This is a genomic window from Sphingobacterium sp. DR205 (assembly GCF_011064245.1).
In the GTDB taxonomy this organism is placed as follows: Bacteria; Bacteroidota; Bacteroidia; order Sphingobacteriales; family Sphingobacteriaceae; genus Sphingobacterium; species Sphingobacterium athyrii.
In genome coordinates this window covers 3491956-3510888 of record NZ_CP049333.1, presented here as the reverse complement: position 1 = coordinate 3510888, position 18933 = coordinate 3491956, and the positions used below count along the sequence as shown (strand labels likewise).

Sequence of the window (18933 nt, the reverse complement as noted above, 5' to 3'; positions counted from 1 at the left end):
ATCCTGTGTTTATTTGGACCGTAATTATGGATTTTACCATAGCTTCATTGGTGTTCTTGTCAACATTCCAAACGAGCTAATCCGTTCAATTATCCTATCCTTATCAACAGATTCAGCCCATTGGTACAATCCTGGAATAAATTGCTATTATAACAGCAAGATCGTAGACCTTCCGTTTTTGGCAAAATGGTTTAATTTTATATACTATTTTTCACCCATTCACTTTGATAAAGCAAATCTCTTATATCCACTTTTAGAAATTTAGCAATATCATTTAGAGTATTTAGGGTTGGTTGTTGTTTATTATTTACCCATCTGGAAACGGTCTCCTTTTTAACCTTTAAATGGTCGACAAGATCGTTGTTTTTAATTCCTTTTTCCTCTAAAACTTCGGATATACGATTGATTTTATATATAGGCATAAATTATTTTATTTTTATTGTTGATTTTTAAAGTCAACTTTTATATATTTGTGTATGATTTAGTATTGCTATATCATAAAGTTTGAGCAGTAATTGGACATTGTCTGATTAAATAACGAGTCTCTGACTTCTCAATTGGCACCTGGGATGGGACGGTAAGGTTATGCTCATTTCCTACAGATATTATTATATTTGTAAATAATAATAGCGTAGGGGTGGGCCTTACTGTGCAATCATTTTCAGGTGCCGCCTAAGAGTTTTCTTAGGTCTGACCTAGGGCTTTGCCTTAGTGAGAAGAATGATTAAACGTAAGGTTTCACCCTTCGTTATTATAGAGCTCGTTCACATAAAAACCAAAAACAATTATGAGAACGAACAGTACAAACACCATCCATCACCCGCCGACGATCACAGATCGCTTCGCGAGGTATTCCCGCAAATCACTTTTAAAGAACATATTCCGCGCACCCGAATAGGTTGCGCTCAATCTAAAACAGGCTGTAAAGAGCAACAAAAAGGGGAGGTGTTCCCTTCCTTAAAATGAAAGGGCAGCTGAACGCAGTTCAGTTTAATTTCCCTCTTTAGATGCCTGTCACCGACCTACAAATACCGAGAATTGCATAAAAAGGTACTATTGGCCAATGATACAGCTTGATTTAATATTTGCACCTTAAAATTAAGCAAATTTTCATTTAGTCCAAACTTTTTACCGTCAGTTTTTATTGCAATCCAATATTGCTGTAGGTCGGTATTTACTTCTTTCCGGCAGGGAGCGCCATAATTAACCCTATTTATGCCTTGAAATTGTATCTCGGCGCTTTTCGGACTTTTAATATTATTTGTCCATTTGGCATAGGTCGCATTCGACCCGTGCGATGACAAGCCTTTTGAACGCGAAATTTTCGCGAAAGGGGAAGCTATGCTTTTATCTCAGCCAACCCTCAAAGGTTTGTCATACTTGATAAAACTAAATTATGAACCAACAATCAAACAATCTGCTACCCTTTGAGCTAGCATGTTATGAAATATACGACAATGGATACGATCCATTAAATACCATTCGGGAGTTCTGGTCCCAACATACCATTACCGAATTACAGGAAATCCTGTGGGTACTCTTTGAAAACTATAGAAAGGGGACCGTACAGGAAGATGTTGCCGATGTGAAGCAGATGCATACCTTTTTGATGAAAGTGTGCCGTGTGCTGATGGCTTATTTCCTGGTGCACTTCCGCAAGATCGGTATCGATGCGGTGCCATTTGCCTTTGCTGAACCTGCTGACGTCATTACAGCCGATCTGGAAGCCAAGCAAAGGATCTATAGTTTTTTTAACCGAATTACAGAATAATACTAATCCATAAGCAGATGATAAAAAGATCTAATCTATGCGCTGCCTTATTGGATAAGGTAGTCAATATTCCAGTTATACAGATTACAACCTTAGTAATCTTGTTCATCTTAGTTTTTCAATCCTATTTAACTTGTTTTTTAAAGGCATTGAAGAATACAACAATGCTTTTGACATGCATTGCTGTATTTCATATGTTTAGTTTATCGGCTCAGACGCCCCGCAAGGACAGCGGGGCTAATGGGCCTTTAACAGTATCTGGTACAGTGGCTTCAGTACTAGATGGTAAACCGATACATGGGGTGTCGGTTCGTATCGAAGATGAAAAGGGGAGAGCATCCTCCAAAAGTGACGGCTCCTTCTCAATGCCAGTAAAAGCTTCCAAGGGAACCGTCAAGTTTAGCCATGTCGGTTATAAGCCTCTAGCCTTACCTTACTCCGCTGGAGTATCGTTAACAGTAAAATTGATACCACTGGAGAATCAATTGGAAGAGGTGGAGGTGGTCTCTACCGGATATCAAAAGATACCGAAGGAGCGGGCAACGGGAAGCTTCGAATTTGTAGATAACAAGCTGCTCAACCGTAAGGTGTCAACTGATTTTATCAGTAGGCTGGAAGATGTAGTGCCAAGTATATCGAGTGGAAAAATGTTTTCCGACAATCGTGGGGCGCTTATGAATATCAATGTACGGGGAGTAAGCACGCTCGGTAAAAATATCTGGCCGTTAATTGTGGTGGATGGTATTCCATACGAAGGTAAGCTTGCAGAATATGGTCTTGGTAATTTTAATAATATTAACCCCAATGATATAGAGAGTATTTCAGTGCTAAAAGATGCTGCGTCGGCCTCGATCTGGGGAGCACAGTCTGGAAATGGGGTTATCGTAATTACGACAAAGAGGGGGAAATTTAATGAAAATACACAGGTTTCCTTCAATACCAACTTTACACTGATAGACAAACCCGATCTTTATTATTATAAATTGATGAATACATCAGATTATATCGATGCACAAAAGTTTTTGTTCGATAAAGGCAAGTATAAATCTGTTTTTACCAAATATAACGCGAATCCTGAACCTATTTTGTGGTTATTCAAAGATCATCAGGCTGGTAAAATAACACAAGCTGATCTAGATGCTGAGTTGAATAAATTGCGAACCATAGATAGCAGGGATGATTTCTTGAAATATATTTACCAGAAAGGCTTTAATCAGCAGTACAATGTTCAGCTACGTAGTGGTGGTGAAAAGGTGAATACACTATTTTCCGCTGGTTATGATAACAATAGGGGGAATGTGACACGGAATTCTTATGAGCGCTTGGTGCTGAAATCTACCTCACAGATTAAACCTGCCAAGAATTTACTTCTGGATCTGGGAATTACATATACGGATGCCCGAAATAAAAAACCAGTTGACCCCGTCGAATTTCAATATATGGGCTCCGGGCTGACCAATTACCGTTACATGAGATTGGTTGATGAAAATGGAGATCCTAAGAGCTTAAATTTCAGTGGAAAGAATATAAATTTTATTGACACCGTGGCCAGTGGGCGCTTGCTCGATTGGTTTTATACCCCATTAAAAGAGTTGGATGCCTCGAGGGAGACGCAAAAAGTACAGGAAATAGTCGCTAATCTCTCAGCTGCATACAGTTTTAATTTTGGACTGTCTTTAAAAGGGCTGTATTCTTTTCAAAGGACCAACAATCCGATTGAGCTATGGCGTGGACTTGGATCCTATACCACGCGGAACGAGCTTAATTATTATGCAAGCTGGAATCCAGCTAAAGTGACCTGGGCATTGCCTGTTGGCGATTTTATGTTGAATACGATCAACGAAAGCAAAGCGCATCAAGGAAGGCTAAATGCCGAATATGGGAAGAGGTGGCAGGACAAACATGAACTAAATGTATTGGTCGGCTATGATATAAGGCAATTGAGGAATCAAATGCAGGTGTCACAGTATTATGGTTATAATCCCGAAACAGGTAGTTTTCAATCTGTACAATATGGTAAATCTGTTCCCGTCATGAACGGTAAGATGGGGACAAACAACCTGATTGATCGGAATAGATATGAAGGAACAGTGAACCGTTATGTATCCTATTATGCCAATGCTTCCTATAGCTACATGGATCGATATGTGTTGAGTGGAAGCTATAGAAAGGATGCTTCCAACCTTTTTGGGGTGAAGTCCAATGATCGTGGTCAACCGTTTTGGTCAGCCGGTACCACATGGATATTGAGTAATGAACAGTTTTTACAGTCATTACCATTTCAGTTTTTAAAACTGAGGGCTACCTATGGTTACAATGGCAATGTCAATAATACGGTCTCTGCTTATCCTGTATTGAATATCTCAAGTGATCCACATTATATAACCGGACAAAATTACGCGATGATGAATAAACCGCCCAATCCATCTTTGAAATGGGAAAGAGTAAGCAATTTGAATTTTGGTCTGGATTTTAATTTGAAAGGCAACAGATTAAATGGAAGTATAGAATACTACCATAAAAATAGCCAAGACCTGATCTCAAATGCACCTGTTGATCCAACTTCTGGTTTTACAACGTTAAGTGTCAACTATGCAAACCTGAAGGGGAGAGGTTGGGATATTTCCTTGCACACCATTCCGCTAAAGTCTACAAATTGGCAATGGGACAATAACCTGGTGTTTTCCTATAATAGGACCAAAGTTAAAAAAGCATACGCTGACCCCTCAGATCTGTCTTTTCTATATATTGGATGGCCGGGAGGCCAGGCGAGCACACCTTTTGAAGGAATGGATCTTTATAGTCTGTTGACGTATAAATGGGCCGGCCTTGATCCAATAGATGGCTCCCCACAAGCGTACTTGAATGGTGAGATTTCAAAGGACTACATTGGCATCACCTCTCAAAGTGTAGACGCGTTGGAAAATATGGGATCTGTCAAACCATTGTATTTCGGTAGCTTTCGAAATTCTTTTCGCTGGAAGGATCTGGAGATGTCCTTTAATATAAGCTATAGTTTGGGCCATGTTTTCCTAAGGGAATCTTTTAATAATGCTGATTTTATTAATAGTTACTTAGGTCATCAAGACTATGCTAAAAGATGGCAAAAGCCGGGAGATGAATTGTGGACCGATGTCCCTGCGTTTGTATATCCTGCAAATAGCTCTTCAAGTAATGTATATAGACATTCTTCGGTACTGGTATCCAATGCTGGGCAGATTAAACTTCGCGATATCCAGCTAAGTTTAAATCTGGATATCTTAAAGCGATATGGTTTGAAAAATAGTAGGATATACGCTTATACGCAGAACATTTGCAGCATATGGCGCGCGAATAAATTTGGAGTTGATCCAGAATACGGGGCTTCATTACCCGATCCGCGTACTTATTCGATCGGATTAAACTTTAATCTATAAAATATTTATGATGAAAAAGAATCTATTAATTTATTCGCTGTTTCTGTTGTTGCAGGCCAGCTGTACCAGCTTTTTGGACGAAAAGCCTGACATAAAATTGGTCGTTCCCAAAAGTTTGAATGATCTGGAGCTTTTGATGAACGATTATTCAACAATGAATGCAAACTATCCAAATTTTGGAGAACTTAGTTCGGATGATTATTATCTCACAAAGGACCTTTGGGAATCTGCTTCGGTGTTGGATCAGAGAAATGCCTATATATGGGCCGATCTACCGTATGAGGATGCTAGTCAATGGCGTGCAGCGTACAAAGTGGTAAATAATGCTAATCAAGTCCTAGATGTATTGAAAACGCTTGAACCGATGAATGATAAGGCACAGTACAGTAGGTTAAAAGGGGAGGCTCATTTCTTTCGTGCTTTTGCTTTTCAGCAATTGGTAGGTACATTTTGCAATGGCTATAGGGAATCTGGCGCTGCCGCGGAACAGGGCATTCCATTAAGGCTTAATCCTGAGGTCGATGAAAATGTTTCCCGGTCATCGCTAAAAGATAGTTACAAACAGATCCTAAGTGATTATCAGGTAGCTATTCGTTGTCTTCCAGTCGAAAACCCTTACATCGGAAAGCCTTCTTTGAAATCTGCTTATGCAGCGATGGGGAGGGCGTACTTGGATATGGGGAATTTTGAAAAGGCTTTTCTATATGCAGACTCGGCTATTGCACTATATCCTGATCTGATAGATTTTAATACGGTCAATCGTACAGATGAGCTTCCCTTCACTCGTTTTAATAAAGAAGTTTTGTTTCCTGCAGTTTGTAAATCTGTTGGTATCATGAGCTCTAATGTATCTTTTGTAGATTCAGTATTGTGTACATCGTATGAATCAAATGACCTACGCAAAGTCCTATTTTTGGATTCTTCTACGATTAAAATTGGGGCTAAGCATTTTAAAGGAAGCTATGATAGCTCTACCGGAAATCTATTTGTGGGGCTAAGTACGAGTGAACAGTATTTAATCAAGGCCGAAGCGGCGGTCCGTTTAGGTAAGATAAATAATGCACTTTCTACCATAAATACTTTGCTTAAAAAGAGGTGGAAGACAGGCACTTTTGTGGACTGGACCGAAACGAATGCGGATCAATTGCTGCCCATGATTCTAGAGGAGAGAAGGAAAGAACTATTGTACCGCGGCCGGCGGTGGTCGGATCTAAAACGACTCAACCTGGACAATAGGTTCAAAATAACATTAAAGCGCATATTGGGAAATAATATTTACACGCTCGAACCCAACAGCCCAAAATATGCTTTTCGATTACCAGAAATTGCTGTAAACCTTGGAGGAATTCCACAAAATCAAAGATAGTTATGAAAAATAGAAAATATATTTGTCGAATTTTATTATGTGTCCTATACTTCTATAGTCCTTATAAGGTGTATGCTCAAAACAATAGTGTGGCTACAAATCCATTACATATTGGAGATCAATTCAATGGATTTGAAACCGGGGATTTAATGCGCGGTATTGAAAAAAACTTGAACTGGGATGCCGTCAAAAATAAGATAGTCATTTTAGATTTCTTTGATACTTATTGTACTGTGTGTATTGCCTCTATGCCTAATATGCAAATGCTGCAAAACAAGTTTTCCAAAGATCTTCAAATCTATAATGTTGCATGGCAGGATAGAAAAACACTTACAAAGTTCTATCACGATAATGCCTTTTTAAAGGAGAAAAAAGTCTATTTGCCCGTAATTTACAATGATAAGTATCTGAAATCATTGTTTCCTCATGAGTCTGCACCGCATGTGGTAATTATTTATAAGGGGAAGGTACAGGCCATTACTTTTCACAGGGTAGTGACCGAAGAAAATATCAAACTCCTTTTGCAGAATGGACATATTGATTTACCTATCAAAGATGATTATGGTACGGTAGATCTGGCAAAGGATAATGCCAAAGGTACTTTGGGGGTTTGGCTTTCCGGATATCAAAATGGCGTGAAAGTGCAAGCTTTGAAAATCGTAAAAGATAGCTTAAGCAATAATGTAAAGACATCTTTCTATAATCGATCTATATACAGGTCTTTAATTAATGCATGGAACAAAATCCAACGCTCAAATTCCATTTTGCGTAATTCACAGATTATATGGAAAGTAAGGGATTCCAGTATATATGAAAATTTTACTAAATCAGGAGAAGCTTGGGATGTAAAAAATGCTATAAGCTATGAAAGAGTGGATAACATTCAATATCCAGATTCGGTTATGGGCAGATTGGTGCTTGGCGACCTCCACTCATTTTTAGGTATAAAATCATATTGGACTACCAAGAAACAAAAATGCTTATTATTGGTAGATTGTCCGCCTGTAAAAATGAACAAAACTATTGAAAATAAGATGCAGTATGCAGGAACTGATGTTTTCACAAAATTTATGTCAATCAATGAACAAATGCCCTTGATAGCTGATCAAAAGAAGTCAGATAAGATTTTGGAAATAGGCAGTTTTAAAGATATTGACGAATTGAATATGCAATTGCGCCAATATGGATGTGTTTTGGTAGAGGGTGAGGCAGATTTTGAGGCTATTGTTATAGAGGAGTTTAAATAATACGCAATAAGGGTACGGTTTTGGCCGTACCCTTCTACAGTTGGCGATTGCCTATGTTCTTCTATTATCTATCCTTCAGCTTGACATTGTCAGAGGGAGTCTGATCATGCAACGCATCAACCATTTCTGCATATAATGCAGTTGTGATAACTGGTTTATTGTTGCTGTCGGCACTTGCTTGAATGGCACAGATCTGTTCTGTACCAGGACAAGAAGGCTGAGCCCCCTGTAATGTATAGCTATTTGGATTAGAAGCTTGTGATCCGGTTAATGAAAACCATGCCATTTGACCTCCTTATTCTATATCATAATTTATTTAATTGGTCACATCTCACTTTGCAGTTTGATGGCCCCGGCTTTCGCATAGAAAGCTTGATGGTACTGGCGGGGACTCCTTATTTGCCAGACCAATATCTTTTGTACCCACCATCGGGGGAAGAGTGCAAACTTACGTCTATACCTTGTCAGGGCAGACTCTTTGCGAACTCTTTTTTCCATCACACACAAATACAGCTTGGTAAAATCCTGTCCCCATTGGGAATTGCCAGCTCCGGAATAGCGGAGTACGAGCACTGCGATATGGATTGACCGTACTATTTGTTTTGCGATATATTTAAAGTAACTCACCATTTTTTTCTTTTGTAATTGTCTATTACAAAGGAGCGGATACTTTACAGCCTAAAATCGGGTCTGGCGGTAGTATTTTACTTTTTTTTCCAAAACGCCCAATTATACCAGACAATTTCGGTGATGCCCTTGAATGTGTACCCACCCTTAATTTGGTTAGACATTCCCTCAATTCGACTACAATTAACGCTACTCAGATCAGCAACTTTGTCTTATCAAATTCTAAATAAATTAAATATGAGGACAAATGAAATTAAAGTGGCCCTTGTTACAGGTGCCAATACGGGTGTCGGTTTTCAGATTGCCAAAGCTCTTGCTGACAATGGATATAATGTATTTTTGGGATCACGAAATTTACAAAAAGGAGAAGATGCAGCCAACAGAATAGGAGGTTCTACACAAGCTATTCAGCTGGATATTACCGACCCTGCATCAATCAAAAATGCTGTAAATAAAATAGAAAGTGAATTTGGGTATCTTACTTTGCTGGTCAATAATGCGGCAATTTCAAATGCAGGGGTTCCCGGACGCACAATGTGGGAAATTCTTAGTGCCCAGAAGGCAAGCATCACATCAATAGATGAAATGCGTCAGGTCTGGGAAACCAATGTCTTTGGCACCCTTGCCATCACTCAGGCGCTATTACCATTACTGCGGAAAGCAAAAGAATCACGGATCGTAACGGTTTCAAGTTCACTAGGTTCACTTACCCTTAATGCTGATCCAGACAATGCCTTTCGGAGCGGATTTGATGCGGTATATGGTGCTTCCAAAACAGCCTTGAATGGTGTTTTCCTTTCTCTTGCAAATGAATTGGAAAATACAAATGTTAAGGTTAATCTCGTAAGCCCCGGCTTTACAGCTACCGCGCTGAATAACTTTGAGGGTACCGATACGGTGGAAGAAGGATCTCTCGAACCTATACGCGTTGTGCTGGCAGAAGATATTCCGAATGGAAGTTTTACCGGACCGGCCACTTACCGTACAGAACAAGGCGGTCAAGTGCCGTGGTAAAATCTCCCTGACTATAAAACCTGTAGCAAAAGCGTTGCAGGTTTTTTTATAAATTTATAATATGAAAAAGAAAGATGACAAGTTAAGACGCTTTATATCCATATCTGAGAGCCATGAGGCTTTTGGCCTGCCAAAACCTCAGCATCCCTTGATTAGCTTGGTCCATTTCAATCAGGACAATCCATTCAATACCGATATGGCACCAATCTACGATATCTTAAGTTTCTATAAAATAACCTTTATTACAAAAAACAGCGGAAAACTTAAGTACGGTAGAGACTATTATGATTTTAATGACGGAAGCATGCTTTTTTTTGCTCCCAATCAATTGGTTGGCAGCACAGAATATAATAGCGATACCTATGCTTATCTGCTGCTGATTCATCCTGACTTTTTTCTGGGTTATCCCTTAGCACATAAAATTAAGAAGTACGGCTATTTTTCTTACGCTGTGAATGAAGCCTTGCATTTATCTGATCAGGAAAGGGAAACTATGATCGCTATCCTGAACATCATGAAAAATGAATTGGACAATCGGATAGATGAATTCAGCCAAGAAGTGATTATTTCGCAGATTGAGTTGATGCTGAATTATGTCAACCGATTTTACAAGCGGCAGTTCATTACCCGGAAAAATGTAAACAATGATATTTTGCAGAAGACAGAGGCTCTTTTGGATGATTATCTGAACGGTGGGAATTCGGCTAACCAAGGTGTTCCCACGGTACATTTTCTTTCGGAACAATTGAATATTTCTGCAGGGTATCTAAGTGATATGCTACGTTCTCTCATTGGTCAGAGTACCCAACAGTTCATCCACAATAAACTCATTGAAAAAGCAAAAGAGAAGTTATCTACGACACAACTTACCGTAAACGAAATCGCTTATGAATTGGGTTTTGAGCATGCGCAAAGTTTCAGCAAACTGTTCAAGAAAAAAACCTCCCAAACACCATTGGAATTTAGGGTGATGTTTAATTGATATCAGCAGACGGGGGAGTTCATAGTCGCTTTTTGCTTTCATATATTGTCTTTGGGTTGATATATAAAAATTGGCTCAGCAGCTTATTGTTCAAACTGAGGAATAGCGCAGGCATCAGCTCTTTGAGTTTTGCATACCTGTCAAGCGCTTCCTGCGCCATGATTAATCCCTTTTTATTGAAAAAGTCAGATTTACGCTGCCGCATGATACTGACAAAGTGATGCATGCTCGGATACTGATCTTGCAGCTCCTGCAATACAGTCAGCGGGATACAGGCAATGGTGCTTTTTTTGAGAAATTGAATATTCAGGTCCTGACTGTTAAAACTGTACTCATGCTTGGTACCGGTAAAGTAATGTCCTTCGGTTGCGATCCAGTGGAGATAGGGCTTTTTGAGTTTCATCTCATAAGCACCGACCCTGCCATCAAGCACATAGCACCAATAGGGACGGCTTTCATCCTCCCGACAGTAGGTTTGCCCACGCTTCCCCTGGCGTATTTTGGTATGCTTTATGAGTTCATCGCGACATGGATCATCTGCATTGAAGTAGGTATTTAAATGTTTGGTAAAACGTTTCACGGTTAATATGGTGTAAATGAAGAGTTCATGAAAAGAAGAAACGCCATGAGAGAGATATGGCCCATGGCGTTTTTGTGGGACTGTTTTAGATAGCCTATAGAAGCGTGTAGTAAATCCTGACGATTAAATGCCCTTCCAAACGGCGACTAAAGATCGCATTTGCTTCAGATTCGACGGGGATTTCCGGCGTATCTGACTGGATCTTGTTTGACTCGTATTCCGTTACCTTGACCGAATCCCGGGGAAAGGTGCTGGTGTTGTTTTCATTGGTCTGCTTATCCAAAGTGATGTCTGCCTGATTATTAATGGCAAAAGCAATCTGTTGTGCGAGATTGTTTTTGAAATCGGCGGACAACGATAGCATATACTCCAATTGTTCTTCAGAAAGTTCAAAGCGGGAATTAAGCCAGCTGTATAGACAGAGCAGAATCAACTTTTGCTCAGACATCTGGAATTCAATGGTCGAGTTGTACAAGTTCCGGAGCCATCGTTTGACTCCTGGGTCATCAAGTGTGTATTTGTTCATTTTTCTGTTTTTATTTTTTTAATGCCCCACAGCAGATAGTGGCATGGCTGTACTATAGCTTTGTTAATTGCGGCGCACATGTGTTAAAAATTAATTTATTTTATAATTCGATCGAAGAACGAAGCTAAGGCCTAATCGTTAAATAGTGAAGAAAATGAAGACCCAAATCGACGAGATTGAAATCCTCTTCGGCGAAGCGAAAGTAAAACACGTTTTAAAGCCGTTCAGGACAGTTTTGAAAACCATGAAGGATTAAATAAAATCTACTATAAAAATGTAAAGGAAATGTTACCCGTATTAATTATATATTTTATTAACTTGTGGATTAATTATTACCAACCTATTATGATGATATTCAAACCTTTCTTTCGGTCGTGGTATGGGAACATGTGGATTATATTATTATTTGCAGGTATTTCATCTTGTTTCATCACTTTTTATACAACGTACGAGTCTTTTTTTTCGAGTATAACCATGAAAAAACATGGTGTGATATTTCTTTTCAGTTGGGTATTAATGCTACTGGCGATAACGCCTATCGCCTACATTGTATACAAACTGGATACGAGTACTCTCTTGGGGCAAAACGATAAATTACGTTATCCGATCCAGTTTGTAACCCTTGTACTTCTATTGGGAGCTATTGCGCTCCGGGTAGTGTATCAAATCTATTTAGCGCTATTTGGTGTGGATTTGCAAAAGCGGGATTATTTTGAACGGGATTTTGTCGTCGTTATGTTCTGCCTGATCATGGTTCAGTTTTATTATGCTTTCCGAAGGGAAAGAAAAATTAATAACTATAGGAAGAAGCGGGGAAAGGTAATGCAAAAATGGCTCTTGCAGAAAGATGAACAGATAAAAGCGCAGGAAATAAAGAGTAATGAGCTACTTATGCATTATGAACATGAACTGGCGGAACTGAAAAGCCGGAAACAGCGATTGCGTGCAAACCACGATCGTTTAAGCAGCCATGAATCCAGGTTGAAAGCTTGCCTCAAAGAGGCCACCCAACAGTTTGAGGTAATGATAGGAGCTGTAAGTGAATCTGTCAGAATTCCCCAGGTTGCGTATTTCCACCTGAAGGAGGGGTCTGCCAGATCTAAGCTGGTCGACGTTCGCCTACTGGATGGCCGCGAGGGTACCGTCGATATAGATTCGCTAGCCAAAATTGAAAAAATGTGGCCCAACTTATTTTTCCGTGCTGGTCGGGGGATGCTGATACAACATATGGCGATCAAAGATCAATATAGAGATGAGAATGATTATATCGTTGAACTATTTGGCGAATCCAATGAACGCCTAAAAGTATCAGGGGAAGCATACGATAGGTTCTTGGAGATCAAGCGTGAATGGATGCTAATATTGCCCGAGGATAAGGATTAAAATCAGGGGACGGTAGGCCGTCCCCCTTATCTATATAGCTGTTATGAGACTCAAAGTCTTTCGATGACTTCCGCTAGCGGTAAGTCGTAATAGGCTGCAAACTCCTGTACAGTGAGGGGCTGGTGCCTGGCTTTTCCATAGGCATCTTTTGCCTGTTGATATTTGCGCTGCGCCTGTCTGGGGCTAAGGTCGAGTACGGATGCGACATCCTTTGCACTGATACACAGTCGGTATTTTTTAGTCATTGGAAATAGGGCTACGGATTGTCGTTGGGCATAGCATGAGCATGCCGAGGACAATACCTAATGGTACCATGATTCTCCTGTCAGCTGGATACCTCTCTGTCTATAGCTGCACAATACCTGCTTCTAAAGACAGCCCTTAAGAAAAAAGTTAATAATCTACATTTAACGTTTGTGCAATTGTTTTGTTTTAAATAATTGTATTATAATAATTTGACCAAGGTTATTTGATCTATTACATAGGGTCAGAAACTGATATGACGGCACATAGATTCTTCCGATATCCCGGTACTTGGCCTTCGTCAGGTGGATACGGTTCATTCTCATTTTACATACTGATACGCTACTGATTACTGTAGCTCTTTGGTAGCTTTTTAGTAGCTCTTCAGTACCTTTTTGGTAGGGTATTGGTACCTTTTCAGTACACTCCCGGTACACTCCCCGTACCTTTGCTCTGTCTTTTGATGGACATTTTGTGCCATATTCTGCCGTTCTCAGCCCTATGCTGTCTATTTAAGCCATGTTGGCCTTATCCGGCCATTTTGGACAGGGATCAGTTTGCTGCTCAGCATCTTTGTCATGTCATCAAAAACTTAATATCATGGCAAAACAAGAAAGTTTAATCAAGTTTAGAGGCAAGGTCGGGGACCTTTCCTTTAGCAAACACCGCAACCGCGGTTACGAGGTCCGCATGAAAGGCGGCGTGGACAAAGCGAGAATCCTAAATGATCCCAATTTTCAGCGTACCCGGGAGAACATGTCCGAATTTGGTACTGCTGCGGGCACAGCCAAACTATTGCGGATCCAGCTGAACAATCTGCTGCGCACATTTGCAGACAATAGCCTGCGCAACAGGCTGACCTCACTGATCCACAAGATCCAAAAGTCGGATTCGTTGAGTGCGCGTGGCGAGCGCATTTTTCTGGAGGAAAATAGTGCCATGCTCAAAGGGTTTGAGTTCAACCAGGCCAGTAGCCTAAAAATGCTGCTGGGTGAAAAACTGGACACGGCCTATGACCGTACCGCTGGCGAAGCGACACTGATCATTCCAGAATTCAATCCGCAGAAAGACGTCATGTTGCTGCCGGGGGCTACACATATGCTATTCACCCTGGCTGCCGCAGAGCTAAGTGCCGAGGAGGTTCCGCCACGTCCGGTCATGGAAAAATCGGGATATATTCCGCTTATCGGCGTGCATGCCGAGCAAACTATCCGGGTGCCGTTAGTGGTGGATCCTACAAAGGTCGTGTACATCATCGTGGGGATCTCGATGTATCAGGAGGTCAATGGGGAATTCTATCCGCTCAAGAACAATCCCTACAACGCGATGACTATTGTCGAGGTCGATATTCCATAGTAAAGCCATGAGTAACAAACATACCCTCAAGCTCCTCCGGAAATATGGGGCTGAGGGAACAAATGGAACAATTACTTTCGACGGCGAGCATATCTGCCACACGATCGAGCTGCCGGATCGCAATAACATCAAGCGGATCAGCTGCATCCCGATCGGCCAGTACAAACTGGAGAAGATCCGCTACCAGCGGCACGGGGAGCAGATTGGTATTCCGAATGTGCTGAACCGCGAGGGGATCTTGATCCACGCGGCAAATAACGCTAAGGACGAACTGCTCGGCTGTATCGCCCCGGTCATCAGCCTGACCGGCGAGGGGCAGGGCACAGAAAGTGGTAAGGCCCTGGCCAAACTCAAAGCGCTGGTGTATTGCTTGTGGGATATGGGTGATGAAGTGTATTTGAGTATTCGATAGCAATGGGGAGGACATGAATTGACTACTGCATTCCTTTGTGCCATCTTCTTAGCAAGCTGACGGCATAAATCAAACTCGCTGCGCTCAGACAATGATTTATGCTATCGTCATCTTGTGTCAGCGATAGGCAGTCGGAATGCGATGCTTTCAATTCTTTGTCCTCCTATATTGTGCGAATAAAGTGGGTATGAAGGAGGGCGGGAATAATCATTGCTTTCTTTTGTGTCATCTTTTTAGTTCTCTGGCTATATGAATCAAACTCGCTGCGCTCAGACAGTGATTCATATCTACGCCAGATCCCGTCAAAGCTTGACAGTCAGAAAGCTATATTTTTATTCCTTGCCCTTCATATTGATCGATTTGGTTTGTTGGAGGGAGATGGAGAAAGAATGCAAACAAAATGAAAAAAATCTTTAACAAAATAGGACAGGTGCTGCAGCTGGTGCTGGGGGCGCCTGTTAAACTACCGGGTAAGGTGGGGAATGTATTGCGGTATGTGGCTATTGGATTGGGAATATTGGAGACAGTACTGGATGAGGAGGAGCCACCGCCAGAAGTAAATAAGCCATCTGTCGATAGTCCCCCTGACTTTAGCGAAGAAAGGAGTGGTGCCGATGAAGCTGAATGATCTCCGTATCTCCACTATCGGTGGAACAATCTGCTCCATCTGGGCGAGTATTTCCCTCGGTGATGTACTGCAGACTGTCCTTACGGCTGCTTTGGGTACACTGGTCAGTTTCGCGACAAGTAGGCTATTGGCGAAATTAGGTAAACGGAAAAAATGAGTTGGTTAAAAAGGCGCACAGGGTCGTGCGCCTTTTTTTAAATTGACTATCGACTACTGACTCTGATATAAAAGATCTTTAAACAGACAAATCAGTTGAAGACACAATTTTTTGCCTGTGAAATTCGCCCCACTTACACATTGCTGTAATTAACTCTGATAGTGTCTTACTGTATTCCGTCAGTTCATACTCAACGGTGATCGGTTTCGTATCACAAACTCTTCGATTAATAAGACCGTTAATTTCCAGCTCTTGTAATTCTTTGGATAATATCCTGGGACTTATTCCAATCTCCTTGGATATTTGATTGAATTTTTTTTTACCATCAAAGAGTACAAAAAGTAAAATCAATTTCCATTTTCCGCCGACGACATCCAGTGTATCGCGAATTGATGTCAGGGCATGTTTACAGGTCTGTTCCTCCTTCACAATCTTCTCTTTTTTCATTATTATATTTTTAATAGCTACTATCCTTTTTGTAATAGATAACAAAAGTATAGTATTTTTCTAATAGTTTTGCTAAAGAATATGAACAATGATAATTATAATAGAAAATTAGCAGAATTAGGCATTTGTTTAAGATAATGAGAGAAGAATTCGTGTAATGTATATTATAAACAGTTTAAACATTTTAAATCTATTTGTTATGGCTAAAAGAGAGGCTAAAGTACTCATAATTGGAGCTTCCGGACGTGTGGGATCTCATGTTGTTAAGGAGCTGCGTAAGGATAGTACGGGTGTGAGCGTAAGGCTTTCAACGACGCGAAACGATTTGTTGGAGAAATGGAAAACAGAAGGTAATGAGGCCGTAATACTAGATCTTGATAGGCCTGAAACTTTCTCAGCGGCATTAACTGGAGTGGATAGGGTATTTTTATTGACAGGTTATACCTCAGATATGCTTCGTCAAAGTAAAATGCTTGTTGATGCTGCAGAGGACGCAGGAGTAAGTCATATTGTGCACTTGGGGGTGTTTACTTCCCGTCGCGATCGTATACCACACTTTATCTGGCATGATCTTATCGAAACTTATATTGAAACTAGTGGAATTTCATGGACACACCTTCACCCTAATGTTATAAGTGACACTACACTGGTGGTTGACCCTCCCATCACTGAAGTAGGATCATTTTCGATTTTCTTTGGTGAGGCCAAACAAGGTTGGGTGTTCGCTTCTGATATTGCTGAAGTTGCGGCAGCTGTCTTGCGCGAAGGACCACAGAAACATGGGGGAGCTAACTATTTCTTAAGTACAGAAGTGTTGACTGGACCAGAAGTAGCAAACATTTTATCTAAAGCTACAGGAAAAGATATAAAATGTAATGTGCAAGGACCAGAAGCTTTAAAAGCTTATATTGAACAGATCCCATCGGTACCAGTGAAAGCTTATATGGAAAGTGCACTCATTACCATGGAGCTGGCAAAAAGCGGTAAAATGGAAGCTCAGACAGTAGTTAAGGATGATGTAATGACGGTATTGGGACGCCCTGGGCTTACCATGGAACAATGGGCAAAACAAAATTTGATTTGACATTAGTATAGATCAACTGAAATTGTATTGCTAAGAAAACAAAAGGGTTGAATTTTGATAGCGATCAATAAAATCATCGCTTTTTGCAATGGCACCATCTGCTCCATCTTAGTATTTCGCTGGGCGATGTACTGCAAACCGCATTGACAGCTGCCCTGGGTACGCTGGTCAGTTTCGCAACCAGTCGTTTACTGGGTCGTTATAGTAAGCGAAGACGTCCATAATGGATGACAAGGCGCACCCAAACGGTGCGCCTTGCTCATTTAGATGAGGTCGGTGATGGATATATATATGAATATCACGAATCGTGATTAAGAATTGAAACCTTAATGAAGGAAGGCGTAGTAAAGACATTTGCCCGAAGAACTGATTTGGCAAACCTTTTGGATGATGATTATTTGGATAAGAAAGAATAAAGTTTACACAATAGATATTTAGGGTGCAGCAATTCCAGTTCGCGATATTTTTCTCTAATTTCCATACTGCGGCGAATGATTTCATCAAAATTTTCTATACTCATATCTTTACTATTGTTTAGTCCACATTGGATTTGTTTCTAATATAGTCATAATCCGTAGATAATTCTCACCGTTAGTTTTGAAACTAATTCAAAAAGTGTTATACTTATTTTTTACTAAAAATATTAGTTTTATTAAATTATTTTTGCGATATTTACATGCAACAACCAATTATTGAATCTATGAGCGAGCCAGTTTATATAGATCTAGTTTCAGACTATGCTTTTAAGCGCATTTTTGGATCCGAACCCAATAAGGATTTATTGATTTCACTATTGAATGGGTTATTCCGTGGACGGAAATCTATTGTCGATTTATTGTACGAAAAGAATGAACATGTAGGAGATAGCGAGGAGATCGGTACCGTGATCTTTGACCTTATCTGTACTGCTGATAATGGTGAGAAGTTTGTGATTGAAGTACAACGTACTGCACAGATAAATTTGAAAAAACGTATGCTTTACTACAGCAGTAAGTTGATTGCGGATCAGGCTCCCAAAGGAAAACGGCGAGCGTGGAATTATGCGATAACCGAAGTATACATTGTGGTACTCATGGATGGATTTACTTTTTCACAAGCAGAAGAATCCAGCGCTGTTATTCACGATATCTGTTTGTGTAACAGGGAGACAGGTCGAGTTTTTTATGAAGAGTTGGGGTTTATTTACGTTCAATTGCGTAACTTTACAAAAGTAGAGGCAGAATTAGAAAATGATCTTGATCGTTGGCTTTATGTTTTACGTAATATGTCAAAACTGAACAAGATCCCGGTCTATCTGAAGAAGACTATATTTGAAAAATTATTTAAAATAGCGGAATACGCAAAGTTGAATAAGGAGGAACGAGCAATGTATGATGTAAGTCTAAAACGTAAATGGGATGCTGAAGCTGTGCGCCAATATCAGGAGCAACAGCTTAGCGAGGCTATTCAGAAAGGCCTCGAAACAGGTATTGAACAAGGTATCGAAAAAGGTATCGAACAAGGTATCGAACAAGGTCTTAAGAAAGGGATTAAAGAAGGAATTGAGAGGGGTGCTGAGGCGAAAAGCTATGAGGTAGTGGAAAATTTGATTAATGAACTTAAGCTTACCGATGATATTATTGTGCGTGTTGCTGAGGTTTCGCTTGATTTTGTACAGAAAGTACGGGCTGATCTAGCCAGAGACAAAAAGTAAG

General features: G+C 40.4%; 21 protein-coding genes. 14 read left to right on the top strand and 7 right to left on the bottom strand.

The genetic code is table 11. The annotated features are described in order from the left end of the window. Positions 1-197: 197 nt before the first annotated feature. Positions 198-422: a helix-turn-helix transcriptional regulator gene (locus tag G6053_RS14975; RefSeq protein WP_165306963.1), complete on the bottom strand. Its 225-nt coding sequence runs from the start codon at positions 420-422 to the stop codon at positions 198-200. Between the two features lie 974 nt (positions 423-1396). Between G6053_RS14975 and G6053_RS14970 the strand changes: the two genes are divergently transcribed. From G6053_RS14970 to G6053_RS14955, 4 genes are read left to right on the top strand one after another with little or no spacing between them, the layout of a single operon-like run. Further along, positions 1397-1771 (top strand): hypothetical protein, encoded by a 375-nt coding sequence (locus G6053_RS14970; protein ID WP_165306962.1) that lies wholly within the window; start codon positions 1397-1399, stop codon positions 1769-1771. 17 nt (positions 1772-1788) lie between these two features. Beyond that, complete coding sequence (locus G6053_RS14965) at positions 1789-5187, top strand: SusC/RagA family TonB-linked outer membrane protein (RefSeq protein ID WP_165306961.1); 3399 nt, start codon at positions 1789-1791, stop codon at positions 5185-5187. Positions 5188-5194: 7 nt separating this feature from the next. Then, positions 5195-6553 (top strand): RagB/SusD family nutrient uptake outer membrane protein, encoded by a 1359-nt coding sequence (locus tag G6053_RS14960; RefSeq protein WP_165306960.1) that lies wholly within the window; start codon positions 5195-5197, stop codon positions 6551-6553. A gap of 2 nt (positions 6554-6555) precedes the next feature. After that, complete coding sequence (locus G6053_RS14955) at positions 6556-7800, top strand: TlpA disulfide reductase family protein (RefSeq protein ID WP_165306959.1); 1245 nt, start codon at positions 6556-6558, stop codon at positions 7798-7800. Between the two features lie 64 nt (positions 7801-7864). On the opposite strand, the gene G6053_RS14950 is transcribed toward G6053_RS14955, so the two are convergent. Both G6053_RS14950 and G6053_RS14945 read right to left on the bottom strand, forming a co-directional pair. After that, the gene (locus G6053_RS14950; protein ID WP_108634098.1) at positions 7865-8086 is read right to left on the bottom strand and encodes a hypothetical protein; all 222 of its coding nucleotides are present in this window, start codon (positions 8084-8086) and stop codon (positions 7865-7867) included. Positions 8087-8124: 38 nt separating this feature from the next. Next, the gene (locus G6053_RS14945) at positions 8125-8430 is read right to left on the bottom strand and encodes a hypothetical protein (protein ID WP_165306958.1); all 306 of its coding nucleotides are present in this window, start codon (positions 8428-8430) and stop codon (positions 8125-8127) included. A gap of 234 nt (positions 8431-8664) precedes the next feature. Between G6053_RS14945 and G6053_RS14940 the strand changes: the two genes are divergently transcribed. Both G6053_RS14940 and G6053_RS14935 read left to right on the top strand, forming a co-directional pair. Further along, positions 8665-9441 carry an SDR family NAD(P)-dependent oxidoreductase gene (locus tag G6053_RS14940; protein ID WP_165306957.1) on the top strand — a complete coding sequence of 259 codons (777 nt, stop codon included), beginning with the start codon at positions 8665-8667 and terminating at the stop codon, positions 9439-9441. A 61-nt stretch (positions 9442-9502) separates the two neighbouring features. Further along, the gene (locus G6053_RS14935) at positions 9503-10423 is read left to right on the top strand and encodes a helix-turn-helix transcriptional regulator (RefSeq protein WP_165306956.1); all 921 of its coding nucleotides are present in this window, start codon (positions 9503-9505) and stop codon (positions 10421-10423) included. A 19-nt stretch (positions 10424-10442) separates the two neighbouring features. On the opposite strand, the gene G6053_RS14930 is transcribed toward G6053_RS14935, so the two are convergent. Both G6053_RS14930 and G6053_RS14925 read right to left on the bottom strand, forming a co-directional pair. Next, positions 10443-11003, bottom strand: a complete 561-nt coding sequence (locus G6053_RS14930) for a hypothetical protein (RefSeq protein ID WP_165306955.1) — start codon at positions 11001-11003, stop codon at positions 10443-10445. Between the two features lie 94 nt (positions 11004-11097). Continuing rightward, positions 11098-11529, bottom strand: a complete 432-nt coding sequence (locus G6053_RS14925) for a hypothetical protein (protein ID WP_165306954.1) — start codon at positions 11527-11529, stop codon at positions 11098-11100. A 474-nt stretch (positions 11530-12003) separates the two neighbouring features. On the opposite strand from G6053_RS14925, the gene G6053_RS14920 reads away from it, so the two are divergent. Then, on the top strand, positions 12004-12912 hold the full coding sequence (locus tag G6053_RS14920; RefSeq protein ID WP_165306953.1) for a hypothetical protein: 909 nt from the start codon (positions 12004-12006) through the stop codon (positions 12910-12912). 50 nt (positions 12913-12962) lie between these two features. Here the strand turns inward: G6053_RS14920 and G6053_RS14915 are convergent, their stop codons facing one another. Next, positions 12963-13157 carry a hypothetical protein gene (locus G6053_RS14915; RefSeq protein ID WP_108634103.1) on the bottom strand — a complete coding sequence of 65 codons (195 nt, stop codon included), beginning with the start codon at positions 13155-13157 and terminating at the stop codon, positions 12963-12965. A 598-nt stretch (positions 13158-13755) separates the two neighbouring features. Between G6053_RS14915 and G6053_RS14910 the strand changes: the two genes are divergently transcribed. The 4 genes from G6053_RS14910 (at position 13756) to G6053_RS14895 (ending at position 15708) form a co-directional block, all read left to right on the top strand. Continuing rightward, positions 13756-14511 (top strand): hypothetical protein, encoded by a 756-nt coding sequence (locus G6053_RS14910; RefSeq protein WP_165306952.1) that lies wholly within the window; start codon positions 13756-13758, stop codon positions 14509-14511. Between the two features lie 7 nt (positions 14512-14518). Beyond that, the gene (locus tag G6053_RS14905; protein WP_165306951.1) at positions 14519-14923 is read left to right on the top strand and encodes a DUF5675 family protein; all 405 of its coding nucleotides are present in this window, start codon (positions 14519-14521) and stop codon (positions 14921-14923) included. Positions 14924-15323: 400 nt separating this feature from the next. Next, the gene (locus G6053_RS14900) at positions 15324-15551 is read left to right on the top strand and encodes a hypothetical protein (protein ID WP_165306950.1); all 228 of its coding nucleotides are present in this window, start codon (positions 15324-15326) and stop codon (positions 15549-15551) included. Beyond that, positions 15538-15708, top strand: coding sequence for a hypothetical protein (locus tag G6053_RS14895; RefSeq protein ID WP_165306949.1), 171 nt, complete (start codon positions 15538-15540; stop codon positions 15706-15708). Before G6053_RS14900 ends, G6053_RS14895 begins: the two co-directional genes overlap by 14 nt. A gap of 78 nt (positions 15709-15786) precedes the next feature. On the opposite strand, the gene G6053_RS14890 is transcribed toward G6053_RS14895, so the two are convergent. Beyond that, on the bottom strand, positions 15787-16155 hold the full coding sequence (locus G6053_RS14890; RefSeq protein WP_108634108.1) for a helix-turn-helix domain-containing protein: 369 nt from the start codon (positions 16153-16155) through the stop codon (positions 15787-15789). A gap of 199 nt (positions 16156-16354) precedes the next feature. Here G6053_RS14890 and G6053_RS14885 point away from each other — a divergent pair, with 199 nt between their 5' ends. The 3 genes from G6053_RS14885 (at position 16355) to G6053_RS14875 (ending at position 18932) form a co-directional block, all read left to right on the top strand. Continuing rightward, positions 16355-17239, top strand: a complete 885-nt coding sequence (locus G6053_RS14885) for an NmrA family NAD(P)-binding protein (protein ID WP_165306948.1) — start codon at positions 16355-16357, stop codon at positions 17237-17239. A gap of 83 nt (positions 17240-17322) precedes the next feature. Continuing rightward, a complete protein-coding gene (locus G6053_RS14880) occupies positions 17323-17463 on the top strand; it encodes a hypothetical protein (RefSeq protein ID WP_165306947.1) in 141 nt (46 codons plus the stop codon). A 476-nt stretch (positions 17464-17939) separates the two neighbouring features. Then, positions 17940-18932: an Rpn family recombination-promoting nuclease/putative transposase gene (locus tag G6053_RS14875; protein WP_165306946.1), complete on the top strand. Its 993-nt coding sequence runs from the start codon at positions 17940-17942 to the stop codon at positions 18930-18932. Position 18933: the final 1 nt, after the last annotated feature.